At 72.9% G+C, this 25,024-nt stretch carries 20 protein-coding genes; 16 read left to right on the top strand and 4 right to left on the bottom strand.

What is annotated here, in order from left to right:
- Nucleotides 1–48: 48 nt before the first annotated feature.
- The 4 genes from ACFXDE_RS39860 to ACFXDE_RS39845 form a co-directional block, all read right to left on the bottom strand.
- Nucleotides 49–2,478: a transglutaminaseTgpA domain-containing protein gene (locus ACFXDE_RS39860; protein ID WP_380499181.1), complete on the bottom strand. Its 2,430-nt coding sequence runs from the start codon at nt 2,476–2,478 to the stop codon at nt 49–51.
- Nucleotides 2,475–3,797 (bottom strand): DUF58 domain-containing protein, encoded by a 1,323-nt coding sequence (locus ACFXDE_RS39855; protein WP_380499180.1) that lies wholly within the window; start codon nt 3,795–3,797, stop codon nt 2,475–2,477. The genes ACFXDE_RS39860 and ACFXDE_RS39855 overlap by 4 nt, the downstream gene beginning before the upstream one ends.
- Before the next feature lies 1 nt (nt 3,798).
- The gene (locus ACFXDE_RS39850; protein WP_380446893.1) at nt 3,799–4,845 is read right to left on the bottom strand and encodes an AAA family ATPase; all 1,047 of its coding nucleotides are present in this window, start codon (nt 4,843–4,845) and stop codon (nt 3,799–3,801) included.
- 329 nt (nt 4,846–5,174) lie between these two features.
- Nucleotides 5,175–5,717, bottom strand: coding sequence for a beta-class carbonic anhydrase (locus ACFXDE_RS39845; protein ID WP_380446890.1), 543 nt, complete (start codon nt 5,715–5,717; stop codon nt 5,175–5,177).
- 522 nt (nt 5,718–6,239) lie between these two features.
- Between ACFXDE_RS39845 and rsmH the strand changes: the two genes are divergently transcribed.
- From rsmH to ACFXDE_RS39765, 16 genes are all read left to right on the top strand, one after another.
- On the top strand, nt 6,240–7,214 hold the full coding sequence (gene rsmH, locus ACFXDE_RS39840; RefSeq protein ID WP_380446888.1) for a 16S rRNA (cytosine(1402)-N(4))-methyltransferase RsmH: 975 nt from the start codon (nt 6,240–6,242) through the stop codon (nt 7,212–7,214).
- Between the two features lie 130 nt (nt 7,215–7,344).
- Nucleotides 7,345–7,815 carry a cell division protein FtsL gene (locus ACFXDE_RS39835; RefSeq protein WP_380446886.1) on the top strand — a complete coding sequence of 157 codons (471 nt, stop codon included), beginning with the start codon at nt 7,345–7,347 and terminating at the stop codon, nt 7,813–7,815.
- Between the two features lie 126 nt (nt 7,816–7,941).
- Entirely contained in the window at nt 7,942–10,140 is a 2,199-nt protein-coding gene (locus tag ACFXDE_RS39830; RefSeq protein WP_380499179.1) for a penicillin-binding transpeptidase domain-containing protein, read from the top strand.
- A gap of 93 nt (nt 10,141–10,233) precedes the next feature.
- A complete protein-coding gene (locus ACFXDE_RS39825; RefSeq protein WP_380446881.1) occupies nt 10,234–11,799 on the top strand; it encodes a UDP-N-acetylmuramoyl-L-alanyl-D-glutamate--2,6-diaminopimelate ligase in 1,566 nt (521 codons plus the stop codon).
- Nucleotides 11,796–13,199: a UDP-N-acetylmuramoyl-tripeptide--D-alanyl-D-alanine ligase gene (murF, locus tag ACFXDE_RS39820; protein ID WP_380446879.1), complete on the top strand. Its 1,404-nt coding sequence runs from the start codon at nt 11,796–11,798 to the stop codon at nt 13,197–13,199. Before ACFXDE_RS39825 ends, murF begins: the two co-directional genes overlap by 4 nt.
- The gene (gene mraY, locus ACFXDE_RS39815; protein ID WP_329928346.1) at nt 13,199–14,260 is read left to right on the top strand and encodes a phospho-N-acetylmuramoyl-pentapeptide-transferase; all 1,062 of its coding nucleotides are present in this window, start codon (nt 13,199–13,201) and stop codon (nt 14,258–14,260) included. Before murF ends, mraY begins: the two co-directional genes overlap by 1 nt.
- Nucleotides 14,257–15,705 carry a UDP-N-acetylmuramoyl-L-alanine--D-glutamate ligase gene (gene murD / locus ACFXDE_RS39810; RefSeq protein WP_380446876.1) on the top strand — a complete coding sequence of 483 codons (1,449 nt, stop codon included), beginning with the start codon at nt 14,257–14,259 and terminating at the stop codon, nt 15,703–15,705. The genes mraY and murD overlap by 4 nt, the downstream gene beginning before the upstream one ends.
- Nucleotides 15,706–15,779: 74 nt before the next feature.
- Nucleotides 15,780–17,120 carry a putative lipid II flippase FtsW gene (gene ftsW, locus ACFXDE_RS39805; protein ID WP_380446874.1) on the top strand — a complete coding sequence of 447 codons (1,341 nt, stop codon included), beginning with the start codon at nt 15,780–15,782 and terminating at the stop codon, nt 17,118–17,120.
- A 6-nt stretch (nt 17,121–17,126) separates the two neighbouring features.
- Nucleotides 17,127–18,233: an undecaprenyldiphospho-muramoylpentapeptide beta-N-acetylglucosaminyltransferase gene (murG, locus tag ACFXDE_RS39800; protein WP_359974828.1), complete on the top strand. Its 1,107-nt coding sequence runs from the start codon at nt 17,127–17,129 to the stop codon at nt 18,231–18,233.
- Nucleotides 18,226–19,002 (top strand): cell division protein FtsQ/DivIB, encoded by a 777-nt coding sequence (locus ACFXDE_RS39795; RefSeq protein WP_380446872.1) that lies wholly within the window; start codon nt 18,226–18,228, stop codon nt 19,000–19,002. Before murG ends, ACFXDE_RS39795 begins: the two co-directional genes overlap by 8 nt.
- A gap of 362 nt (nt 19,003–19,364) precedes the next feature.
- A complete protein-coding gene (gene ftsZ / locus ACFXDE_RS39790) occupies nt 19,365–20,588 on the top strand; it encodes a cell division protein FtsZ (RefSeq protein ID WP_380499177.1) in 1,224 nt (407 codons plus the stop codon).
- The gene (pgeF, locus tag ACFXDE_RS39785; protein WP_380446868.1) at nt 20,585–21,316 is read left to right on the top strand and encodes a peptidoglycan editing factor PgeF; all 732 of its coding nucleotides are present in this window, start codon (nt 20,585–20,587) and stop codon (nt 21,314–21,316) included. The genes ftsZ and pgeF overlap by 4 nt, the downstream gene beginning before the upstream one ends.
- A complete protein-coding gene (locus tag ACFXDE_RS39780) occupies nt 21,316–22,128 on the top strand; it encodes a YggS family pyridoxal phosphate-dependent enzyme (RefSeq protein WP_380499176.1) in 813 nt (270 codons plus the stop codon). The genes pgeF and ACFXDE_RS39780 overlap by 1 nt, the downstream gene beginning before the upstream one ends.
- Nucleotides 22,129–22,353: 225 nt before the next feature.
- Complete coding sequence (locus ACFXDE_RS39775) at nt 22,354–22,956, top strand: cell division protein SepF (protein WP_153460377.1); 603 nt, start codon at nt 22,354–22,356, stop codon at nt 22,954–22,956.
- Between the two features lie 99 nt (nt 22,957–23,055).
- Complete coding sequence (locus tag ACFXDE_RS39770; protein ID WP_329928339.1) at nt 23,056–23,337, top strand: YggT family protein; 282 nt, start codon at nt 23,056–23,058, stop codon at nt 23,335–23,337.
- 59 nt (nt 23,338–23,396) lie between these two features.
- Nucleotides 23,397–24,818, top strand: a complete 1,422-nt coding sequence (locus ACFXDE_RS39765; protein ID WP_380499175.1) for a DivIVA domain-containing protein — start codon at nt 23,397–23,399, stop codon at nt 24,816–24,818.
- Nucleotides 24,819–25,024 lie beyond the last annotated feature (206 nt).

Raw genomic sequence — 25,024 nt, 5'->3', positions numbered from 1 at the left:
GTCGATCGACTGCCCGCCCCCGGCGGCTCTTCGCGTTCCCCGCGTCCCTCAGGACTCCTGGTCCCGCCCCTTGCGGGTGAACACCCGCCGCACCGGTCGGGTGACGGCGTCGGACACCCGGCCGACCCTGCCGCCGACCGTCACCCGGGCGGCCAGGACGGCGTCGGAGATCCGCCACCACAGCTGCGCCGACGACGGCGGCAGCAGCACCGCCCGCGTCCGCTCGCGCCGGCCCGCGGTGGCCAGCAGGCCCTCCCGGGCGGTGCGGACGTCGGCCGCGAGCGGAGCGGTGACGTGGGCGGAGCGGGCGTAGAGCACCCGCTCGGTGGCCAGCGCCAGGCGTCCGGCGGCGGCCGCCGCGTCCTCGCCCAGTTCGGCCCGCTCGGAGATCCGCCGGGCGGCGGCGCGCGGGGTGCGCGACTCGTCCGGCGGGATGCCGAGGTCCCAGGCGGAGTCGACCAGCTCGTCCCAGGCGGCCAGGACCTGCTCGTCGGTGAGCTCGGCCGGCCCGTCCCCGCCGGGGCGGCGGCGCCCGCCGCCGATCCGGCGCCGGCGCACCGCGGCGCGCCAGAACATCGGGACGAGCAGCAGCGAGATCAGCGCGACCACCACCGCGAGGGTGCCGAGCACCTGCGCGGAGAGCAGCCAGGAGTCCTGGCCGGTGTCGCCGACGGCGGTGTTCTTCTTGCCGCACTCGCCCAGCTGACGCAGCTTGGCGTCGCAGTCCTTGCTGTTGGACGGCGCCGGCGCGGGCGCGTCGCTGGTGGCGGGGGCGGTCGGCTGCTGGCTCGGGGCGGTGGTCGCGGTGGCGGCCTGCTCGTTGTAGCGGGGCTGCACGCCGCGGCTGGGGGTGGGCTCGAAGCGCATCCAGCCGTAGCCGCCGAAGTACAGCTCGGGCCAGGCGTGGTACATCCGGCCGGTCACCGAGTAGGTGTTGGCGCTCTGGGCGTCGCCGGGGGTGAAGCCGACGGCGACGCGGGCGGGGATCTTCAGGGTGCGGGCCATCGCCGCCATGGTGGAGGCGAAGTGGACGCAGAAGCCGCGCTTGTCGCGCAGGAAGGTGACGATGGCGTCCGTGCCGGTGCCGCTGCTGACGCTGGTGTCGTAGCGGAACTCCGGTCCGGTGAACCAGGCGGCGAGGGCGACGGCCTTGTCGTAGTTGGTCGTCTGCTTGGCGGTGACCTGCCGGGCCAGCTGCGAGACCTCCGTGGGCAGGTTCGTCGGCAGCGCCGTGTAGTGCTCCCGGATGTCCTGGGGCGCGCTCGGCGCGTCGCGCAGGTCGTTGGCGGTGGGCCGGACGTCCAGCGAGGTGACCTGGTAGTGCAGGCCCTTGATCGACTTGTCGTTGGTGGGCATCACGGTGCGGGTCAGCTGGTCGAGCTTCCACTCGCCGCGGTTGGGCAGCTGGACCGAGAGCGCCGGGTACGGCATCGGCAGCCAGCTCTTCTCCAGCGCGTTGCTGACCTGGAAGTCGCCCTTCATCTGCGGGAGGTTGGGGTCCTGGAGGCCCTCCGGCGGGGGAAGGGCCGCGCCCAGGTCGGCGACGGTGGTGGAGCCGAGCTTCCAGTTGGTGCCGTCGAACACGTCCAGCGAACCGGTGCGCAGGTAGGTCTGGTCGGCGATGTCGCTGTCCAGGGTGTAGCGCAGCAGTTCGGTGTTGGTGGGCCGGGTGATCTCGGCCTGCAGGCTGACCAGCGGGTCGAGGCTGGTGACCGCGCCGGCCGAACCCCCGGTGCCGCTGCCGCCGGAGCCGGAGTGCAGCAGGCCGGAGTCCCAGTGCGGCAGGAAGACGGGCAGCAGCATGGCGACGGCCAGGGCCAGGATGCCGACCTGCTGGCCGCCGAGGCCGACCGCGCCGGAGCTCTCGGTGCCGCGCGAGGTGCCGCGGAAGATCCGGCCCCAGCGGGAGACGCGGTCCTGGCCCTCGGCGAAGAGGAGCAGCAGGTAGCCGGCCGCGGCGAGGCCGAACCAGATCCAGCTGCCGTGGTCGCCGGCCAGGCCGTTGCCGACCGAGTACAGCGCGAGCAGCGGCAGCCCGGCCAGCGCCGAGCGCCGGTACGTCACCGCGACGGTGTCGACGATCAGCGCGATCAGGCCGACCGAGCCGACCAGGATCAGCCGCAGGCCCGCGTTGGGCGGTGCGGGGATGGCGTACTGCTGGATGTCGTCCAGGCCGGAGCCGAACACCCGGTCCAGGGAGCTCGGCGAGTCCGGCCCCGGAATCAGGCCGCCCCACACGGAGCCGGATTCGGCGAAGCCGATCAGCAGCAGGAGGACCAGCGCGACCAGCTGCCCGAGCGGCACCGTCCAGCGGAACAGCGGGGTGCGGCGCAGGCCCGCGCCGACGGCGGCGAGCACCGCGATCACCAGGAAGGCGTGGGTGATCCAGCTCTTGGTGGTGAGCAGCGGGGTCAGGCAGAGCGAGGCGAGGGCGGTGGCCAGCGCCGAGTAGACGGTCAGTTTGGCCCGGGTGGTCACGCGCCGGCCTCTTCTCGGTAGGGGGCGGTGGTCTTCGCGCCCTCGGCGGCCCGCCACAGGTCGGGGAGCGAGTCCCCGGCGCGCACCGGCAGGACCGTCCAGCCGGCCTCGCGCAGCTGGCGCACCCGGGCGCGGAACTCGTCGCCGCCGGTCTCGGGGGCGAGCATCCGCAGGCCGGTCCACGTGCCGGTGTCGAGGAGGAAGGCGATGGCGCCGCCGGTGCGCCCGCGCAGCCGGGCCAGCCGTGCGGCCTGGGACTCGTCCAGCTCGCCGAGGACGGCGATCAGCAGGCCCTCGCCGCCGGCGCGCAGCGGCTCCTCGGCGCGGGAGAGCCCGCCGCCGTCGGACAGGTCGGCGACCGCGAGCGCGTCCAGGATCAGCCCGGAGGACTCGGCCGCCGCGTTGGTGCCGCCGGTGCCGGGGCCGGGGACCCACTGGCCGGTGTCGGTGAGCAGCCTGGTCTGGTAGCCGCGCTCCAGCAGGTGGACGGAGACGGACGCGGCGCAGCTGACCGCCCACTCGAAGGAGGAGGCGGGGCCGCTGCCCCGGTGGGCGATCTCGCGGGTGTCCAGCAGCACGGTGGCGCGGGCGCGCTGCGGCTGCTCCTCGCGGCGGACCATCAGTTCGCCGTAGCGGGCGGTGGACTTCCAGTGCACGCGGCGCAGGTCGTCGCCGGGCCGGTACTCGCGCAGGATCACGTCGTCGTCGCCGGCCAGCGCGAGGGTGCGGGCGTGGCTCTCGCCCTGCCCGAGCCACTCGCCGCTCAGCCGCACGTGCGCCAGCGCCTGGACCTGGGGGACGACGGTGAGCACGTCGGACGCGGTGAACGAACGGTTCACCTCGCACATCCCGAACGGGTCGGACAGCCGCAGCTGGAGCGGGCCGAGCTCGTAGCGGCCGCGCAGGTCGGAACGGACCCGGTAGGAGACCTCCCGGTTGCCGCGCGGCTCGACCCGGTCCAGCACGAAGCGCGGGCGCGGCCCGAGTACGTACGGGACCTTGTCCTCCAGGAGCAGCAGCCCGGTGGGCACCCGGGAGATGTTGTCGACCCGCAGGTGGACCCGGGCCTCCTGGCCGGCGATCGCCCGGTGCGGGCTGAGCCGGCGCCCGCTGGCCACCCGGTAGCGGGTGTTGGCCAGCACCAGGGCGGCGGCCAGCGGGAGCGCGGCGAGCAGCACACCGACCCGCAGCAGCGCGTCCTGGTCGAGCAGGTAGGCGCAGACCATGGCGGTGAGCCCGGCGGCGAGGAAGGAGCGGCCCCGGGTGGTGAGGCCGCGCAGGCCGGCCCGCAGGCCCGACGGTGCGTCGGACGGCGACACCTCAGACCCTCCGGCCGGCCGGGCCGCCCTGCGGACGCGGCAGCGGCAGCCGGGCGACGAGGTCGGCCACGATCTGCTCGGAGGTGCGGCGGCTGAGCTGGGTCTCGGCGGTCGGCATCAGGCGGTGCGCGAGGACCGGGACGGCGAGGCGCTGGATGTCGTCCGGGGTGACGTAGTCGCGCCCGTCCAGCGCGGCGGCCGCGCGGGCGGCCCGGACCAGGTGCAGGGTGGCGCGCGGCGAGGCGCCCAGGCGCAGCTCGTGGCTGGTGCGGGTGGCGCCGACCAGGTCGACGGCGTAGCGGCGGACCGGGTCGGCGATGTGCACGGTGCGCACCAGGTCGATGAGCTTGAGGATGTCGGCGGCGTGCGCGACCGGCTGGAGGTCGGCCAGCGGGCTGGCGCCGGCGTGCACGTCGAGCATCGCGAACTCGGCCTCGGGGCTGGGGTAGCCGATCGAGATGCGGGCCATGAAACGGTCCCGCTGGGCCTCGGGGAGGGGGTAGGTGCCCTCCATCTCGACCGGGTTCTGGGTGGCGACGACCATGAACGGCGACGGCAGCTCGTAGCTGGTCCCGTCGATGGTGACCTGGCGCTCCTCCATCGACTCCAGCAGCGCGGACTGGGTCTTGGGCGAGGCGCGGTTGATCTCGTCGCCGACCACGATCTGGGCGAAGATCGCGCCCGGGCGGAACTCGAAGTCGCGCTGGTGCTGGTCGTAGATGTTGGTGCCGGTGACGTCCGAGGGCAGCAGGTCGGGCGTGAACTGGATGCGCCGCACGGTGCAGTCGACCGAGCGGGCGAGCGCCTTGGCCAGCATGGTCTTGCCGACGCCGGGGACGTCCTCCAGCAGCAGGTGGCCCTCGGCGAGCAGGACGGTCAGGGCGATCCGGACGGCCTCCGGCTTGCCCTCGATCACGCTCTCGATGTTGGCGCGGACCCGGTCCACGACGGCGGCGAGCTCGGGCAGGCCGACCCGGTGGTAACCGTCCGCCTCCTGGGCGCCCCCCGAAGAACCGCCGACACCGGCCTGATCGCTGTAGCTCGTCACCCGTTACGCTCCCTGGCACACCGTGCCCGCCTCACCCCGAGGCCGGCCCCCACCCCATGCTTGACGCGGCCGTACCAGGGGCGGTTCCGTGCGGGATCCGGCGCCGGGACAGCGGCCTGCGGCCCGGCCGCCCCAGGTGGTTCGAGGTCAACCGGCAGGCGCATTCTCCCCTGCCGGGGGCGCGGAAGTCACCCTGTCGCCGTGACTCGCCCGCTCGCCTCCGGGCGCTCGGGTCCGACGCCGACGGTCGTCGCTTCCTCGCTCCTCCCTTTCGGCGTCGGCGCTTCCTTCGGCTCGGGGCGGGTGACCGGGGGCGGGGCGTCGGGCCGTCAGTGGATCTCGCGCAGGAGACCCGTGTGGACGTCGAAGACGAAGCCGCGGACGTCGTCGGTGTGCAGCAGGAACGGGGAGGTGCGGACGCGCTGCATGGACTGGCGGACGTCGCCGTCCAGGTCGACGAAGGCCTCGACCGCCCACTGCGGGCGCTGGCCGACCTCCAGTTCCAGCTCGCGGCGGAAGTCCTCGGTGAGCCCCAGCAGGCCGCAGCCGGTGTGGTGGATCAGCGCGATCGAGCGGGTGCCGAGGGCGCGCTGGCTGATCGTGAGGGAGCGGATGGTGTCGTCGGTGACGACGCCGCCCGCGTTGCGGATGACGTGGGCGTCGCCCAGTTCGAGGCCGAGCGCCGCGAACAGGTCGAGGCGGGCGTCCATGCAGGCGACGACGGCGATCTTCTGCACCGGGCGGGCGTCCATGCCGCCGTCGTGGAAGGTGACCGCGTACTCGCGGTTGGAGGCCACGAAGCGGTCGATGATGGCCGGGGTCTCGGGGTCGGCAGCGGCGGTCGGCGTGGGCCGGTCGGGGGTCACTGTCATAGGGGCGACGTTAGTGCGATTCGGGGGGCCGCGGTGGGGTGGAGAGCTACAGAACGCGGCGCTGTGACCGAGCGCATAGCCACAACGGACGGGTTTGTCCGGCCTGGTCCCGAAGCGCGCGACCCGGGGCGCGCGACCGGGCGCCGCGGCCGCCCCGCTCGCCCCGGCCCGACCGCCGGGACGGCCGCGACCTGCGGTGATCCGTACCGCCGCCCGGGTGGTGCGCCGGAGCGGGCCATTGACTGGCGGGGCCCGCGCGATAGAGTTGCGGCGCAGTGGAGCACACCCCCCGGGGCCCGTCAACCGGGCCTTCCCGGCCGGTGCTCCGGCCCGACCCGGCCCGTGGCCTCCACCCGCTCCGTGTCCTCCTGGCGCACCTTCCCCGGCGCCCGGCGGTCATGTCCTTCCCCTTGAGCGGGCGGGGACCACGGGCCGTGTCGTGCCCGCTCCCGGCGGTGGGCGAGAATGGTCGCAGCTCCCGGACGTCGGGCTGCTCCGCACCGAGGAAGGGCGCCGCCGCGCATGACCACCAACGAGCCGGGACCCAAGCACGTCCCCGTCATGCTGCAGCGGTGCATGGACGCGCTGGCCCCGGCGATCTCCCGGCCCGGTGCCGTGGTGGTGGACGCCACCCTCGGCCTCGGCGGGCACAGCGAGGCGCTGCTCACCCAGTTCCCCGAGGTCCGGCTGGTCGCGGTGGACCGCGACCCGGCCGCGCTCAAGCTCTCCGGCGAGCGCCTCGCCCCGTTCGGCGACCGGGCCACCCTGGTGCACGCCGTCTACGACGAGATCCCCGAGGTGCTGGAGCGCCTGGGCATCGACCGGATCGACGGCGTCCTGTTCGACCTGGGCGTCTCCTCGATGCAGTTGGACGAGGCGGACCGCGGCTTCGCGTACGCCCAGGACGCCCCGCTGGACATGCGGATGGACCAGACCCGGGGGATCAGCGCGGCCGAGGTGCTCAACACCTACAGCCACGGCGAGCTGGCCCGGATCCTGAAGTTCTACGGCGAGGAGCGGTTCGCCGGGAAGATCGCCTCGGTGATCCTCCGGGAGCGCGAGAAGGAACCGTTCAGCAACAGCGCGCGTCTGGTCGAGTTGGTGCGCAACGCCATTCCGGCGGCCACCCGGCGCACCGGCGGGAATCCCGCTAAGCGGACCTTCCAGGCCCTGCGGATCGAGGTGAACGGCGAACTGGAGGTGCTGGACCGGGCCATCCCGGGAGCGCTGGACGCCCTCGCGATCGGTGGACGGATCGTCGTGATGTCCTACCAGTCGCTGGAGGACCGCCTGGTGAAGCAGTACTTCGCGGCCGGAGCGACCAGCACGGCGCCGCCGGGACTGCCGTTCGTCCCCGAGGAGCACCAGCCCTGGCTGAAGCTGATCACCCGCGGTGCCGAGCTGGCCACCGAGGAGGAGATCGAGGAGAACCGGCGCGCCGCGCCCGTGCGGCTGCGGGTGGCGGAGAGGATCAGGGACCGGAAGAAGCGGGGCTGAGCGGGTCCCGGGGCGGTCCGAAGGGCGGAGGAGAGCAGTGGGGCCGGTGGCCGGTGGGGTCCGGGCGGGGAGCGGAGCACTCCCGGGGCAGGGCAGGGCGCGGATCACGGTCCGGCCGGGGCGGCGCCCCGTGCGGGGACGCACGCCCTTCGCCGTCCTGGTGGTGGTCCTGCTGGCGGCGGGGCTGCTCGGGCTGCTGGCGCTGAACACGGCGCTCAACGAGGGCTCGTTCGAGCTGTCCCGGCTGCAGCGGCAGACCACCACGGCGACCGACGAGCAGCAGAGCCTCCAGCACCAGATCGACCAGAACTCCGCGCCGGACGCGCTGGCCCGGCGGGCCGCCGAGCTGGGCATGATCCCGGCCGGCGGGATGGCCTTCCTGGACCTGGGCAACGGCGGCAAGGTGCTCGGCAAGCCCGGCCCGGCGCAGGACAGCCCGCCGGTGAAGCGGTCGACGGCCGAGCCGTGGCCGACCAGGCAGCAGCCGGCGCCGAGCTCCCAGCCGAGCGCCCCGGCGCCGACGGCGACCGCGGGCGACTCCGTCGTCCAGATCAACCCGGGCGCCCCGGCGCCCTCGCCGACGGGGGGTGCGGCCCGATGAGCGGGTGGAGCACGCGGGACACCGGAACCGAGAGCGGCGAGGCGGGCGCATGAGCGAGCGCAGCGAGCTCGTCATCGACACGTGCGGGTGGGCGGATGCCCCTGCCGAGAGCAGCGAGGCGGGCGCATGAGCACTCCGCGACAGCCGTCCGCCGGGGGCTCCGGCAACCCGCGCCGTCCGGCGGCGCCCAAGGGCGCGGCCCCGCGCGGGCAGGCGGCGAAGAAGGCCCAGCCCACCAAGCCGCAGCCCGCCAAGCCGCAGCCCGCGAAGGTACAGCCGGCCCGGCCGAAGCAGCCCGCCAAGGGCCAGCCCGCGAAGGCCGCCGCCGCCCGGACGCCGAGGGCCCCGCAGCAGCGCCGCCCCGAGGGCTGGCCGCCGGCCAGGTCCCAGGCGGCGGCCCGGCCGCGCCCCAAGTCCCGTCCGCCGCAGCGCCCCAAGGCGCTCAAGCTGGCCGAGCCCAAGCGCCGGCTGCGGGTGATCACCGTCGTGCTGTCGCTGGTGTTCTCCGTCTTCGCGGGCCGGCTCGTCCAGCTGCAGCTGCTGGACGCCGACGCGCTGGCCGCCGACGCCAACACCAACCGCTACCTCAACGTCCCGATCACCGCCGAGCGCGGCTCGATAACGTCCTCCGACGGCGTGGCCCTGGCGGCCACCGTCGACGCGTACGACATCACCGCCGACCCGGCGATGTTCACCCCGGAGGCCACCGGCGTCCCGGACGCCCCCGAGCAGGCGGCGGCGCTGCTGTCGCCGATCATCGGCGTGCCCAAGGAGAAGATCGCCGCCGACCTGCACACCCCCAAGAGCCGCTACAAGCGGCTCGCCGCCCGGCAGACCCCGGGCGCCAAGAGCCAGATCAGCGAGCTCAAGGCGAACCTGGAGAAGCAGGCCGGTTCGCGCGCCTGCCAGGTCCAGAAGCGGCAGCTCGGCAAGCCCGCCGAGCAGGGCGGGCGCACCCGGGTCGACAACGAGTGCGCCAACCCGCTGGCCGGCGTGTTCAACGAGGAGACCCAGAAGCGGGTCTACCCCTCCGACGGCCTGGCGGCCAACCTGGTCGGCTTCGTCAACGGCGAGGGGCAGGGCGCGGGCGGCCTGGAGCTGCAGTACCAGAAGCTGCTGGCCGGCAAGGACGGCCACAACAGCTACGCCCAGGCGGCCGGCCGGCTGGTGCCCACCGCCGGGGGCTCGCTGGAGGCCGCCGTGCCCGGCAACGACGTCAAGCTGACCATCAACCGGGACATCCAGTGGGCCGCCCAGCGGGCGATCACCGACCAGGTGGCCAACTCCGGCGCGGAGAAGGGCTACGTCGTCGTCCAGGACGTGAAGACCGGCCAGGTCCTCGCGATGGCCACCGCGCCCGGCTTCAACCCGAACGACCTGAGCCTCGCCAAGCAGTCCCAGATGGGCAATCCCGCCCTGGTCGACGCCTACGAGCCGGGCAGCACCGCGAAGCTGATGAGCCTGGCCGCCGTCCTGGACTCCGGCAAGGCCAGCTGGGACACCAAGGTCACCGTGCCCGGCAACCTGGTCCGGGCCGGACAGCAGTTCAAGGACGACGTCCCGCACGGCGACTGGTACCTGACCCTGGCCGGGGTGCTCGCCAAGTCCTCCAACATCGGCACCATCGAGGCGATCGAGACCCTCGGCGACGGCGACCAGCTGAAGGCCAACCAGGTGCTGGACGGCTACATGCGCAAGTTCGGCGTGGCCCAGCCGACCGGCCTGAACTTCCCCGGCGAGACGGCCGGCAAGCTCAAGAAGCCGGAGGACCTGGTCGCCTCGGAGAAGTACAACATCTCCTTCGGCCAGGGTCCGCTGCAGATGAACGCGCTGCAGGCCACGTCGGTGTACTCGACCATCGCCAACGGCGGCGTCCGGGTGGCGCCCAGCATCGTCCAGGGCATCACCAGCCCGGACGGCAAGTACACCCCGACCCCGCCGGGCGAGCAGACCCGGGTGGTCAGTGACCAGACCGCCAAGACCCTCACCCAGATGCTGGAGTCCGTCGTCGACGACGAGCAGGGCACCGGCGGCAAGGCCGCCATCCCCGGCTACCGCGTCGCCGGCAAGACCGGCACCGCCAACCGCGGCGCGGCCAACGGCGTCGGCTACGACGGCTACACCGCCTCCTTCATCGGCTTCGCCCCGGCGGAGGCGCCCCGGGTGACCGTCTCCTGTACCCTCCAGGGCCCGGTCAACGGCCACTTCGGCGGCCAGCTGTGCGGCCCGGTGTTCAAGCAGGTGATGGAGTTCACCCTCAAGACCCTCCAGGTCCCGCCGAGCAACAGCGAGGCACCCAACCTGCCCGTCGACTGGAAGCCGTGAACGAGCATGAGCAACGAGCTGGCCGGGCCGGCCGGCGGCGCGGCGCAGGGCCGGTTTGGCCCTGGGCACCCTTCGGCGGATAGCCTTCCCGCCGTGCCGAAACCCGATCAAACCACCGTGAGTCCGCCCCGCCCGGCCGAGGCCGCCGCCCTGCCGCTCGCCGAGCTGGCCGGCCGGCTGGGCCTGCCGCCCGTCGAAGGCGGTGCCGTCACCGGCGTCACCCACGACTCCCGCGCGGTGCGCCCGGGCGACGTGTACGTGGCCTTCCCCGGCGCCAACCACCACGGCGCGGCCTTCGCGGCCAAGGCCGCGGACGCCGGCGCGGTGGCCGTGCTCACCGACCCGGCGGGCGCCGAGCTGGCCGCCCCCACCGGCCTGCCGCTGCTGGTCGTCGACCGGCCGCGGGCCCGGATGGGCGAGCTGGCCGCGATCGTCTACGGGCATCCGTCCGAGCGGCTGCTGATGCTCGGCCTGACCGGCACCAACGGCAAGACCACCACCTCCTACCTGGTCGAGGGCGGCCTGCGCGGCGCCGGCCGCAGCCCCGGGGTGATCGGCACCGTCGAGATGCGGGTCGGCACCGAGCGGATCAAGAGCGAGCGGACCACCCCCGAGGCCACCGACCTGCACGCGATCCTCGGCGTGATGGCCGAGCGCGGCGCCGACGCGGTGACCATGGAGGTCTCCAGCCACGCCCTCGTCTTCGGCCGCACCGACGGGGTGACGTACGACGTCGCCCTGTTCAACAACCTCACGCCGGAGCACCTCGACTTCCACCCGGACATGGAGGACTACTTCCAGGCGAAGGCCCGGCTCTTCCAGCCCGGCAAGTCCCGCCGCGGAGTGGTCAACGTCGACGACGAGTACGGCCGCCGGCTGGCCGCCGAGGCGAAGATCCCGGTGGCCACCTTCTCCGCCGCCGGTGACCCCGGCGCCGACTGGCGCGCGGTCGACGTCCAGCTCGGCCCGGTCGGCTCCACCTTCCGGGTGCTCGGCCCCGACGGCGCCGAGGCCGACGCCTCCGTGCCGCTGCCCGGCCCGTTCAACGTGGCCAACGCGCTCGCCGCGATCACCGTCCTGGTCTCCGCCGGACTGCCGCTGGACCGGGCCGTCGCGGGCGTCGCCGCCGTACCCGGCGTGCCGGGCCGGCTGGAGCGCGTGGACGCCGGACAGCCCTTCGTCGCCGTCGTCGACTACGCGCACAAGCCGGACGCCCTGCGCGCCGTCCTCGCCTCGCTGCGCGAGGTCACCAAGGGCCGGCTGCACGTCGTCGTCGGCTGCGGCGGCGACCGCGACCCGCACAAGCGCGGCCCGATGGGCGACATCGCCGCCCGGCTCGCCGACACCGCCCTGCTGACCAGCGACAACCCGCGCAGCGAGGACCCGTTGGCGATCCTCGCCAGCATGCTCGGCGGCGCCGCCGCGGTCCCCGAGGCCGAGCGCGGCGACGTCCTGGTCGTCCCCGACCGGGCCGAGGCGATCCGCCTCGCGGTGGCCCGCGCGCACGCCGGCGACACCGTGCTGGTGGCCGGCAAGGGCCACGAACTTGGCCAGTACGTACGAGACGAGATCCGCCCCTTCGACGACCGGGAGGTGCTGCGCGAATCCATCACGCAGACCACGGCCGCCCGGGGCGACCGAGGAGTAGAGCAGCAGTGATCGCACTGACCCTCGCCGAGGTGGCCGCAGCCGTCGGAGGCACCCTGGACGGCGCCGACCCCGCCACCCCGGTGACCGGCCCGGTCGAGGTCGACTCCCGGAAGGTGCTGCCCGGCGGGCTGTTCGCGGCCTTCGTCGGCGAGCACGTGGACGGCCACGACTACGCGGCCACCGCGGTCGGGGCCGGCGCCGTCGCGGTGCTGGCCTCCCGGCCGGTCGGCGTGCCCGCCGTCCTGGTCGACAGCGTCGTGGACGCCCTCGGCAAGCTGGCCCGCGCCGTCGTGGCCCGCGCCGAGGCCACCACCGTGGTCGCACTGACCGGCTCGGCCGGCAAGACCAGCACCAAGGACCTGATCGCCCAGCTGCTCCAGCGCCTCGGCGACACCGTCTACCCGCCCGGCTCGCTCAACAACGAGATCGGGCACCCGATGACCGCGCTGCGGGTCGAGCCCGGCACCCGGCACCTGGTCATGGAGATGGGCGCCCGGCACAAGGGCGACATCGAGTACCTCACCTCCATCACCCCGCCCCGGATCGGCCTGGTGCTGAACGTCGGCACCGCGCACGTCGGCGAGTTCGGCTCGCAGGAGAAGATCGCCGAGGCCAAGGGCGAGCTGGTCGAGGCGTTGCCCGCGGACGGCGCCGCGATCCTCAACGCCGACGACCGGCTGGTCCGCGCGATGGCGGCCAGGACCAAGGCCAGGGTCGTCCTGTTCGGCGAGTCCCCGGACGCCCACGTCCGGGCGACCGACGTTCGCCTGGACGCCACCGGACGGCCATCGTTCACGCTCACCACCCCGGCCGGTTCCGCGCCCGTACAGCTGCGCCTGTACGGTGAGCACCACGTCTCGAACGCCCTCGCCGCCGCCGCGGTGGCGGTGGAGCTCGGGATGTCCGTCGACGACGCCGCGGCAGCCCTGGGCGAGGCGGGTGCGCTGTCCCGCTGGCGCATGGAGGTCGTCGACCGGGCCGATGGTGTCACCGTCGTCAACGACGCCTACAACGCGAACCCCGACTCGATGCGGGCCGCGCTGCGGGCGCTGGTCTCGATGGGGGGCCGCGGCCCGGAGCGCCGCCGCACCTGGGCGGTGCTCGGCGAGATGCGGGAGCTCGGCGAGGACAGCCTGGCCGAGCATGACGCCATCGGGCGGCTCGCGGTGCGGCTGGACGTCACCAAGCTGGTGGCGGTCGGCGGACGCGAGGCGGCCTGCATGGAACTGGGCGCGAGGAACGAAGGTTCGTGGGGTGAGGAGTCGGTGCTGGTGTCCGACGCGGACGCGGCGGTCGAACTGCTGCGCAGTCAGCTTCGGCCGGGGGATGTGGTCCTGGTGAAGGCGTCCCGTTCGGTGGGGCTGGAGAAGGTGGCCGAGGCCCTCCTCGCGGACGGTGCGGCCGAGTGATGAAGCAGATCCTCTTCTCCGGCATGATCGGCCTGGTCCTGTCGCTGCTCGGCACCCCGGCGCTGATCAAGCTGCTCGCCAAGCACGGCTACGGCCAGTACATCCGCGACGACGGCCCGAAGGCGCACCACAGCAAGAAGGGCACGCCCACCATGGGCGGCATCGCCTTCATCCTGGCGACGCTCATCGCCTACTTCGCGACCAAGGCGATAACGGGCGAGAGCCCGACCGTCTCCGGGCTGCTGGTGCTCTTCCTGACCGCGGGCCTCGGCCTGGTCGGCTTCCTGGACGACTACATCAAGGTCGTCAAGCGCCGCTCGCTCGGTCTGCGGGCCAAGGCCAAGCTGGCCGGCCAGTCGATCGTCGGCCTCGGCTTCGCGGTCCTGGCGATGCAGTTCCAGGACGACCGCGGGCTCACCCCGGCGTCCCAGAGCCTGTCCTTCGTCCGGGACTTCAAGTGGGCGGTCGGCCCGGTCCTGTTCGTCATCTTCGCGTACTTCATGATCGCGGCGATGTCCAACGGCGTGAACCTGACGGACGGCCTGGACGGCCTCGCCACCGGCGCGTCGGTCATGGTCTTCGGCGCCTACACCTTCATCGGCATCTGGGAGTACACCCAGAGCTGCGCCTACGCGATCACCGCGACCGCCAACTGCTACGACGTCCGCGACCCGCTGGACCTCGCCGTCGTCGCCTCCGCCCTGATGGGCTCCTGCTTCGGCTTCCTCTGGTGGAACACCTCGCCCGCCAAGATCTTCATGGGCGACACCGGCTCGCTCGCCCTCGGCGGCGCCCTCGCGGGCCTGGCCATCTGCTCGCGCACCGAGCTCCTGCTCGCGCTGCTCGGCGGCCTCTACGTGATCATCACCCTGTCGGTGATCATCCAGGTCGGCTCCTTCCGGATGACCGGCAAGCGAGTCTTCAAGATGGCACCGCTGCAGCACCACTTCGAACTCAAGGGCTGGACCGAAGTCCTGATCGTGGTCCGCTTCTGGATCATCCAGGGCCTCTGCGTCGCCGTCGGCCTCGGCCTCTTCTACGCGGGATGGGTGACCGGATGACCGAACCCCGATTCACCGGGACGCAGTGGAAGGCCCTGCCCGTCGTCGTCGCCGGGCTCGGCGTCTCGGGCATCAGCGCCGCGCGCGTCCTGCACGGCCTCGGCGCCCACGTCACCGTGGTCGACGGCGGCAGCGGCGAGGGCCTGAAGGCCCGTGCCGCCGAACTGGAGGCCCAGGGCATCACCGTGCGCCTCGGCGACGGCGCGAGCCTGCCCGAGGACACCCGGCTGGTCGTCACCTCGCCCGGCTGGCCGCCGAACAGCCCGCTGTTCGCCGCCGCCGACCTGGCCGGCGTCGAGGTCTGGGGCGACGTCGAGCTCGCCTGGCGGCTGCGCAGGCCGCTGCCCGCCACCGGCGAACCCGCCCCCTGGCTGGCCGTCACCGGCACCAACGGCAAGACCACCACCGTCCAGATGCTCGCCTCGATCCTCACCGCGGCCGGCAAGCGCACCGCCGCCGTCGGCAACGTCGGCGTCTCGGTGCTGGACGCGGTGCTCGCCGACGAGCCGTACGACGTCCTCGCGGTCGAGCTCTCCAGCTACCAGCTGCACTGGGCGCCCTCGCTGCGCCCGCACTCGGCGGCCGTGCTCAACCTGGCGCCCGACCACCTCGACTGGCACGGCTCGATGGAGGCGTACGCCGCCGACAAGGGCCGGATCTACGAGGGCAACGTCGTCGCCTGCGTGTACAACCTGGCCGACCCGGCCACCGAGGCGCTGGTCCGCGAGGCCGACGTCGAGGAGGGCTGCCGGGCGATCGGCTTCGGCCTCGGCGCCCCCGGCCCGTCGAACTTCGGCGTCGTGGACGGACTGCTGGTCGACCGCGCGTTCGTGCCCGACCGGGCCAAGAGCGCCGCCGAGCTGGGCTCCGTCGAGGACGTCAACCCGCCGGCCCCGCACAACATCGCCAACGCCCTCGCGGCGGCGGCGCTGGCGCGGGCCTACGGGGTCGAGCCGAAGGCCGTCCGGGAGGGCCTGCGGGCCTTCCGTCCGGACGCCCACCGGATCGCCGAGGTCGCCGTGGTCGACGGGGTCACGTACATCGACGACTCCAAGGCCACCAACACCCATGCCGCCGCGGCCTCGCTGGCCGCCTACCGGCCGATCGTCTGGATCGCCGGCGGCCTCGCCAAGGGCGCGACCTTCGACGACCTCGTCCAGGGCGCGGCCGAGCGGCTGCGGGCCGCCGTGCTCATCGGCGAGGACCGCGCGCTGATCCGGGAGGCGCTCGCCCGACACGCGCCGGATGTCCCGGTGATCGAGGCGGCCGAGGGCCAGACTGGCGCGGTGGCGATGACCGAGGTGGTCCGGACGGCCGCGTCGCTCGCCCAGCCGGGTGACACGGTGCTCCTGGCCCCGGCCTGCGCGTCGATGGACATGTTCACCAACTACGGCGAGCGCGGCGACCTCTTCGCCGCCTCCGTCCGGGAGCTGGCGGGCGGGTAGCCGGGCCCCGCGAGGGCGTCCGTACGAAGAGAGCGAGCGGGGAGTTGGCGGGGCAGGGCAGGGCGGATTCGGGCGTGCGGGAGCAGGCCGCGGCCGATCCGTGGCGCGTGATCTCCGCCACCACCACGAAGTACAAGTCGGCCGGTCCACTGGGCCGCCTGAGCGCCTTCCGCGCCCGGGTGCGGTACTGGCTGGACCGGCCGCTGACGCCCTACCTGCTGATCGTCGGCACCACGCTGCTGCTGGTCGTGCTCGGCCTCATGATGGTCTTCTCGGCCTCGCAGATCCTGGCCCTGAACCAGCACCACACCGCGCAGTACTACTTCCTCAAGCAGCTGATCGCGGCCATCCTCGGCCTCGTCCTGCTGGTCGGCATCGCGGCCGTCCCGGTGGCGGTGCTGCGGGTGGTCGTCTACCCGGTGATGTTCGGCGTGATCGGCGCGCTCGCGCTGGTCGCCGTGCCCGGCATCGGGGTGCGGATCAACGGCAACCAGAACTGGCTGGACTTCGGCTTCTTCCAGTTCCAGCCCTCCGAGTTCGCCAAGTTCGCGCTCGTCCTGTGGGGCGCCGACCTGCTCGCCCGCAAGCAGAAGGCCGGCACCCTCACCTCCTGGAAGCACCTGCTCGTGCCGCTCGTGCCGGGCGCCCTGCTGCTGCTCGCGCTGATCATGCTCGGCGGTGACATGGGCACCTCGATGATCCTGGTGGCCATGCTGTTCGCGCTGCTCTGGATGGTCGGCGCACCGCTGCGGCTGTTCGTGGCCACCCTCGGCGTGGCCGTCGTCGTCTGCACCGCCCTGGTGGTCACCGTCCCGCACCGGGCGGAACGCCTCGGCTGCATCGGGATCACCAAGCTCGACCCGGACGGTGCCTGCTTCCAGGCCCTGCACGGCGTCTACTCGTTCGCCCTCGGCGGCGGCTTCGGCACCGGCCTCGGCGCCGGCGTCGAGAAGTGGGGCCAGCTGCCCGAGGCGCACACCGACTTCATCTTCGCCGCGACCGGCGAGGAACTCGGTCTGGTGGGGACGCTGTCGGTGATCGGTCTCTTCGCGGCACTAGGCTACGCGGGTATCCGTGTGGCCATCGGTACGAAGGACCCCTTCGTCAGGTACGCCGCGGGAGCCGCCACCACGTGGATCATGGCCCAGGCCGTGATCAACCTGGGGTCGGCACTGGGACTGCTGCCGATCGCGGGCGTCCCGCTCCCGCTGTTCTCCTACGGCGGTTCCGCCATGCTGTCGGCCATGTGCGCGATCGGAGTGCTGCTCTGCCTGGCACGCAGCACCTCCGGCGCGAAGGCGGCCCTGGCCGCCCGGAGCAAGAACTCCCGGATCAGGAGACGACTGGCCCGGGTGCTGCCACGACGACGAACCACAGCGCGCCCGGCCCCCGGGCCGGCACGCAGGGAGCGGTGAATTTCGGTGCATGTCGTACTCGCCGGCGGGGGGACCGCCGGTCACATCGAGCCGGCCATGGCCCTCGCGGACGCCCTCCGCAGGCACGACCCGTCCATCGGGATCACCGCCCTGGGCACCGAGAAGGGGCTGGAGACCCGGCTGGTGCCCGAGCGCGGCTACCAGCTGGAGCTCATCCCGGCCGTCCCGCTGCCCCGCAAGCCCACCCCCGAGCTGATCACCGTCCCGGGCCGGCTGCGCGGCACCGTCCGCGCCGCCCAGGAGATCATCGAGCGGGTCAACGCCGACGCCGTGGTCGGCTTCGGCGGCTACGTCGCCATGCCGGCCTACCTGGCCGCCAAGCGCGCCGGCGTGCCGATCGTGGTGCACGAGGCCAACGCCCGCCCGGGCCTGGCCAACAAGATCGGCGCCCGCTACACCGACTTCGTCGCCGTCTCCACCCCGGACAGCAAGCTGCGCGACTCCCGGTACATCGGCATCCCGCTGCGCCGCACGATCGCGACCCTGGACCGGAACACGGCCCGCCCGGAGGCCCGGCAGTACTTCGGCCTCGACCAGCGGCTGCCCACCCTGCTCGTCTCCGGCGGCTCCCAGGGCGCGCGCCGGCTCAACGAGACGGTCACCGCGATCGCCCCGCGCCTCCAGCAGTACGGGGTGCAGATCCTGCACGCCGTCGGGCCGAAGAACGAGCTGCCGCAGGTCAACGACATCCCCGGGATGCCGCCGTACCGCCCGGTGCCGTACGTCGACCGGATGGACCTCGCCTACGCCGCGGCCGACCTGATGCTCTGCCGGGCCGGGGCCATGACGGTGGCCGAGCTCGCGGCCGTCGGGCTGCCCGCCGCGTTCGTCCCGCTGCCGATCGGCAACGGCGAGCAGCGGCTGAACGCCCAGCCGATGGTCAAGGCGGGCGGCGGCCTGCTGGTGGACGACGCCGAGCTGACCCCGGACTGGGTGCTGCAGAACGTCCTGCCGGTCCTGACCGACCCGCAGAAGCTGTGGGACATGAGCCGGGCCGCGGCCGAGTTCGGCCGCCGGGACGCCGACGAACTGCTGGTCGGCATGGTCTACGAGGCCATCGAGGCCGCCCGCGGCGGCCGCCGCCGTGGTTGACGGCCGGCTCGCCGACCCCCTGGAGGAGGAGCTGGAGGCCGAGGAGCACGCTCCCCGGCTCCGGCTCTCCCGGCGGGGCTTCGTGGTGCTGGGCGTGCTCGGTGCCGCGGTGGTCGGCGTGCTGGCCTGGGTGGTCTTCTTCTCCTCGCTCCTGGACGTGCGGGACGTCGCCGTGCAGGGCGCCACCGACGACAAGCTGACGGCGGACCAGGTCCGCGCCGCGATCGGCGGGCTCGGCGACGGCCCGCTGGCCCGGGTGGACCTGGACGCCGCCCAGCGGCGGGTCGAGGCGATCCCGCGGGTGGCCGGGGCGGAGGTCTGGCGGGGCTGGCCGCACACGCTCCAGGTGAAGGTCACCCAGCGCAAGGCGGTGGCCGCCGTCAAGGGCGACGACGGTCAGTTCACCCAGGTGGACGCCGGTGGCGTGAGCTTCGCCACCGAGGCGGCCCCGCCCGCCGGGGTACCGGTGGTGGAACTGCGGCCCAGTCAGCAGGCGAAGGACGCGGACGGGGTGATCTCCCGTGCGCAGTTGGTGCAGGGAGCGGTGGCCGTGGCCGCCGGGCTGCCGTCCGACGTCGCCCAGCGGGCCGGGGCGCTGCTCGTGCACTCGTACGACGACATCGAGCTGCAGCTCAACGGGGGTGCGACGGTGCGCTGGGGGAGTCCGGAGCAGAACGACCGGAAGGCCCGGGTCCTGGTGGCCCTGCTGGCTCAGAAGGGCACGAACTACGACGTGAGTGCGCCGGACGCGCCGGCGGTGTCCGGATGATCCGGTAGGTTCTGTTCCTGGGGGTGGGGTTGACGCTTCGGAGTGTCGGCCCGACCCTTGGTGGTCACCCCGGTTTCATATGCCGGCCGATGATCACATAGGCTCAAAAGAAAAAGGGAAGCTCGGCGTGTTCGTTGAAACGCGTGCCCGGAGCCACCTAGTGTCCTGTGTCACCAGACTGTGTCCCCTGGTGATGTGACGGAGGCACAGGACTAACCCTAAAGGTCAAGTTTAGGGTTGGGGTCGGCGGTCGGCATTTCGGACATTGCGTCAGAAACCAGGCTCCCTACCCATCGACATCCGTCGGTACGGCTCTCACCGGGCCTCGCCGACCCGGAAATTCGAGGCGAGAGGCCTTCGACGTGGCAGCACCGCAGAACTACCTCGCAGTCATCAAGGTCGTCGGTATCGGCGGCGGTGGTGTCAACGCCATCAACCGGATGATCGAGGTCGGTCTCAAGGGCGTCGAGTTCATCGCGATCAACACCGATGCGCAGGCCCTCCTCATGAGCGACGCCGACGTCAAGCTCGATGTGGGCCGTGAACTCACCCGGGGCCTCGGCGCCGGCGCCAACCCCGAGGTCGGCCGCAAGGCCGCCGAGGACCACCGCGAGGAGATCGAGGAGGTCCTCAAGGGGGCCGACATGGTCTTCGTGACCGCGGGCGAGGGCGGTGGCACGGGCACGGGCGGCGCGCCCGTCGTCGCCAACATCGCCCGCTCGCTCGGCGCGCTCACCATCGGCGTGGTCACCCGCCCCTTCACCTTCGAGGGCCGGCGGCGCGCGAACCAGGCCGAGGACGGCATCGCGAGCCTGCGCGAAGAGGTCGACACCCTCATCGTCATCCCCAACGACCGGCTGCTGTCCATCTCGGACCGCCAGGTCAGCGTGCTCGACGCGTTCCGCTCGGCCGACCAGGTCCTGCTCTCCGGCGTCCAGGGCATCACCGACCTGATCACCACCCCGGGCCTGATCAACCTCGACTTCGCCGACGTCAAGTCCGTCATGTCGGACGCCGGTTCGGCGCTCATGGGCATCGGCTCGGCCCGCGGCGAGGACCGCGCCAAGGCGGCGGCCGTGATGGCGATCTCCTCGCCGCTGCTGGAGGCCTCGATCGACGGCGCCCGCGGCGTGCTGCTCTCCATCTCCGGCGGCTCGGACCTCGGCCTGTTCGAGATCAACGAGTCGGCCCAGCTGGTCAGCGAGGCCGCGCACCCCGAGGCCAACATCATCTTCGGTGCGGTCATCGACGACGCGCTCGGCGACGAGGTGCGGGTCACCGTCATCGCGGCCGGCTTCGACGGCGGGCAGCCGCCGGCGATCGTCCGCGACCCGGTCGTCAAGTCCACCCCCGCCGCCCCGGCCACGCCGCCGGCCGCCCCGGAGCGCCCGGCCTCCCGGCCGTCGTACGGGGGCATCGGCTCGGTGACGTCCCGCTCCGAGGGCGACTCGCCCGCGCCGTCCCGCTCGACCGAGACCCCGGCCACCGCGACCGCCGCCCCGGTGCCGCCGCAGGTGCAGCCGGCCCGCCAGCCGTTCGTGGAGAGCCCGGCCGAGGAGCTCGACGTGCCGGACTTCCTTAAGTGATCGATCACGCCGTACGCGATGGTGCTCACTTCGCCTTCACCGACAGGTGGGGCGGGGTGAGCACTTCGCCGTACGGGGAGCTGAACCTCGGCGGCGCGGTCGGGGACGACCCGGAGGCCGTCCGGGAGAACCGGGCGCTCGCCGCCCGCGGGGTGGGGCTGAACCCGGCCGACGTGGTCTGGATGAACCAGGTGCACGGCGCCGACGTGGCGGTGGTGACGGAGCGGCAGCCGGCCGGGGAGGCCCCGACGGTCGACGCGGTGGTCACCGACCGGCCGCTCGCGCTCGCGGTGCTGACCGCCGACTGCACGCCGGTGCTGCTGGCCGACCCGGTGGCGGGGGTCGTGGGCGCGGCCCACGCCGGACGCCCCGGCCTCGCGGCCGGGGTGGTGCCCGCGGTCGTCCGGGCGATGACGGAGCTGGGTGCCGAGCCCGGCCGGATCGTCGCCGCCACCGGTCCCGCGGTGTGCGGCCGCTGCTACGAGGTGCCCGCCGAACTACGCGCCGAAGTCGCCGCGGTGGTGCCCGCCGCCTTCGCCGAGACGTCCTGGGGGACACCGGCCCTGGACGTGCCGGAAGGAGTGGTGGCCCAGCTGGCCGCCGCGGGGGTCACCGAGGTGGTGCGATCACCGGTCTGCACCCTCGAATCCGCCGATCACTACTCCTATCGCCGCGAGCAGCGCACGGGGCGGCTCGCGAGCTACGTCTGGTTGGGCTCTGATCACTGATGACGAACGACATCTACGGACCGTTCCCGGGCGGCGCGGATTTCGCGTCGGCACTGACGGAGGGCCAGCGGGCCCGCTACGAGGAACTCGGCACCAACCTCGACGTGGTCGAGCGCCGGATCGCCGACGCGTGTGCCGTGGCCGGGCGGGACCGTCGCGAGGTCACGCTGATCGTCGTCACCAAGACCTATCCCGCGGAGGACAGCGCACTGCTGGCCGGGCTGGGTGTGACGGACGTCGCGGAGAACCGCGACCAGGACGCCGCGCCCAAGGCGGAGCAGTGCAGAAACCTTCCTCTTGACTGGCACTTCGTCGGACAGCTGCAGACGAACAAGGTCCGGTCGGTCGTGCGGTACGCGAACCACGTGCACTCGGTGGACCGGTTGCGGCTCGTGGAGTCGCTCTCCGCGGCGGTGCTCAAGTCGGAGCGGCCGGAGCTCGGCTGCCTGGTGCAGGTGGCGCTGGAGAAGGGTGTGTCGAGCGGCGGCTCCGCCGCGGGGGAAGAAGGCGCGCACCGGGCCGGGGTCGCCCCGGCGGACGTCGCCGAACTGGCCGACGCCATCGCCGCCGCGCCCGGGCTGCGGCTGGACGGTGTGATGACGGTCGCTCCGCTCGCCGGCCCGCTCGCGGGGGACCCGGCCCGGGCCTTCGATCGGCTGGCGGAAATCGCAACCGCCGTACGGACGGCCCATCCTGCTGCCACCATGGTTTCCGCAGGGATGAGCGGCGACCTTGAGCAGGCGATTGCCGCCGGAGCGACACACGTGCGCGTCGGAACGGCGGTACTCGGAGTGAGGTCACCCCTCAGGTAACGTCACCGAGTAAGTAGATCAGACTGCAGGACAAAATAGGACAGAAACTAGCAGCTTTTCAGCGCGCTAGTGAACCGTGGATCGCAGCTCCGCGGCCCCCGCCACTTATTCACCAAATCTGACCATCCGTCGATCTGACGGGCTGTCGCGGGCGGACCGTCGCGGAATCCGCAGGCAGGGCGACTGGCCCTGGCCGCCGAACCACCGAGCGGAGGAGACAGGAGCATGGCCGGCGCGATGCGCAAGATGGCGGTCTACCTCGGCCTCGTGGAGGACGAGACGTACGACGGCCAGGGGTACGACCCCGACGACGACTACGACGCGGACCCCGAGCCGATTCGAACGGGGGCGCGGACGGAGGACATTCCCCGGCCGGCCGCGGCGCCCGCCCCGGTCTCCTCGATCACCCCGCAGCCGGTGCCGGCCGCGGTCCCGATCCGGCAGGAGACCCCGAGGATGGCGCCAGTGTCGTCCATCACACCCGAACGCCGCCACAATCTGGAGAAGAGCGCCCCGGTGATCATGCCCAAGGTAGTGAACGAACGAGAGCCCTACCGCATCACCACGCTGCACCCGCGGACCTACAACGAGGCCCGTACCATCGGGGAACAGTTCCGCGGCGGCACCCCCGTGATCATGAATCTCACCGAGATGGACGACACCGATGCGAAGCGACTCGTAGACTTCGCCGCTGGACTCGTCTTCGGTCTGCACGGCAGTATCGAGCGCGTGACGCAGAAGGTGTTCCTGCTGTCTCCTGCTAACGTCGATGTCACGGCGGAGGACAAGGCTCGGATCGCCGAGGGTGGGTTCTTCAACCAGAGCTGACCCGGCCACGACTTTACGTGTGGATCTGATCAACAGTGGGTTAGCGACAGGCGACAGGCAGCGGGCCCCAGGGCCCGGGACCGGGGAGAGGGAAACGCGATGGAGATCGTGTGGGCGGTGGCCTATTACGCCCTGACCGTCTTCCTGGTGTTCCTGCTTGTGCGGCTGGTGATGGACTGGGTCTTCCAGTTCGCGCGTTCGTGGCGGCCCGGCAAGGCCATGGTCCTGGTCCTGGAGGCCACGTACACTGTCACGGATCCGCCGCTCAAGCTTCTTCGGCGGTTCATCCCGCCGTTGCGTCTCGGGGGCGTGGCGCTCGACCTGTCCTTCTTCGTACTGATGATCATTGTGTATGTCCTGATCTCGCTTGTGCGGCCCTAGTCGTAGGTGACCGATGCGACAGGATGCCGGTGTGCCGACGATCACGTTGAGGTGAAGAGATGCCATTGACCCCCGAGGACGTTCGGAACAAGCAGTTCACGACCGTCCGCCTGCGCGAAGGCTATGACGAGGACGAGGTCGATGCCTTCCTCGACGAGGTCGAGGCGGAGCTGACCCGCCTGCTCCGCGAGAACGAGGACCTGCGCGCCAAGCTGGCCGCCGCGACTCGCGCCGCCGCGCAGAACCAGGCCAACATGCGGAAGGAACCGCCGCAGGACTCCCGTCCCGGCGCGCCCGTTCCGGCCGCCATATCCGGCCCGCCGGTCCCCGGCCAGCAGGGTCCGGGCGGCCCGCAGCAGATGGGCCCCGGCGGTCCCCAGCAGATGGGCCCGGGTGGCCCGCAGCAGATGGGACCCGGCGGTCCGCAGCAGATGGGCCCGGGTGGTCCGCAGCAGCAGATGGGCAACCAGCCCCTCGGTCTGCCCTCGGGCGCCCCGCAGCTCCCGGCCGGCCCCGGCCAGCAGCAGATGAACCAGACCATGGGCGGCCAGCAGCAGCTGGTCCAGCCGATGGGCGGTCAGATGCTCCAGCCGATGGGCGGCCCCGGCGGCCCGCAGCCCATGGGCAACCCGATGGGCCAGGGCATGGGCCAGGGTCAGGGCATGGGCCAGGGCATGGGCCAGGGTCAGGGCATGGGCCAGGGCATGGGCCAGCAGCAGATGCAGCCGATGGGCGGCCCCATGGGCGGCCCGCAGCAGCAGATGGGCGGCCCGCTCGGCGGCCCGATGCAGCAGCAGGGTCCCGGTGGCGACAGTGCCGCGCGCGTCCTGGCGCTCGCTCAGCAGACCGCCGACCAGGCGATCTCCGAGGCCCGCTCCGAGGCCAACAAGATCGTCGGCGAGGCGCGCAGCCGGGCCGAGGGCCTGGAGCGCGACGCCCGTGCCAAGGCCGACGCCCTGGAGCGGGACGCGCAGGAGAAGCACCGCGTCGCGATGGGGTCGCTGGAGTCCGCACGGGCCACGCTGGAGCGCAAGGTCGAGGACCTGCGGGCGTTCGAGCGCGAGTACCGCACCCGCCTGAAGTCGTACCTGGAGACCCAGCTCCGTCAGCTGGAGTCGCAGGCCGACGACTCGCTCGCCCCGCCGCGGATCCCCGCCACCGCGTCGCTGCCGCCGGCGGCCTCGTCGATGGCTCCGGCCGGTGCCGGTGCGATGACCTCCGGTGGGACGTCCTTCGGTGGGAACCAGCCGTCCTTCGGTGGCAGCACGCCGTCCTTCGGCGGGCAGAGCTCCTTCGGCGGCAACCCGCCGGCGCCGAGCTTCGGCGGTCCGTCGGCCGGTGGCAGCACCGGGGCGCCGCAGATGCAGCCGGCCGGGATGACCCAGCCGATGGCGGCCGTCCGTCCGCAGCCGCCGCAGCCGATGCAGCAGGCTCCGGCGCCGATGCGGGGCTTCCTGATCGACGAGGACGGCGACAACTGAGGTTGTAGCAGGGCCTTTGGGGGCGTCCCCTTTCTGACCTTTTGGGTTGGGGAGGGGGCGCTTCTTTGTGTGCGGGGCCGCTGCGCGGGGCTTGGGGTGCGGGGTGGGCTTTCGGGTGGGTGGGGGGGGTGCCGGGGGTGGCTGCGGGGTGTGCGGGGCCAGGGGGGGGGAGCGAATAGCGGGGGGGGGGGGGTGGGGGGGGTGGT

Origin of the sequence: Kitasatospora sp. NPDC059408 (assembly GCF_042751525.1) — a bacterium.
Lineage (GTDB): Bacteria > Actinomycetota > Actinomycetes > Streptomycetales > Streptomycetaceae > Kitasatospora.
This window is presented reverse-complemented; position numbering and strand designations above follow the sequence as displayed.

Excerpts from the sequence above, each read along its gene's own strand:
- murD (WP_380446876.1), top strand. The coding sequence starts at position 14,257 with ATGACCGAACCCCGATTCACCGGGACGCAGTGGAAGGCCCTGCCCGTC.
- ACFXDE_RS39780 (WP_380499176.1), top strand. The coding sequence starts at position 21,316 with ATGACGAACGACATCTACGGACCGTTCCCGGGCGGCGCGGATTTCGCG.
- mraY (WP_329928346.1), top strand. The coding sequence starts at position 13,199 with ATGAAGCAGATCCTCTTCTCCGGCATGATCGGCCTGGTCCTGTCGCTG.
- ACFXDE_RS39845 (WP_380446890.1), bottom strand. The coding sequence starts at position 5,717 with ATGACAGTGACCCCCGACCGGCCCACGCCGACCGCCGCTGCCGACCCC.
- rsmH (WP_380446888.1), top strand. The coding sequence starts at position 6,240 with ATGACCACCAACGAGCCGGGACCCAAGCACGTCCCCGTCATGCTGCAG.
- ACFXDE_RS39765 (WP_380499175.1), top strand. The coding sequence starts at position 23,397 with ATGCCATTGACCCCCGAGGACGTTCGGAACAAGCAGTTCACGACCGTC.
- ACFXDE_RS39770 (WP_329928339.1), top strand. The coding sequence starts at position 23,056 with ATGGAGATCGTGTGGGCGGTGGCCTATTACGCCCTGACCGTCTTCCTG.
- ACFXDE_RS39830 (WP_380499179.1), top strand. The coding sequence starts at position 7,942 with ATGAGCACTCCGCGACAGCCGTCCGCCGGGGGCTCCGGCAACCCGCGC.
- ACFXDE_RS39775 (WP_153460377.1), top strand. The coding sequence starts at position 22,354 with ATGGCCGGCGCGATGCGCAAGATGGCGGTCTACCTCGGCCTCGTGGAG.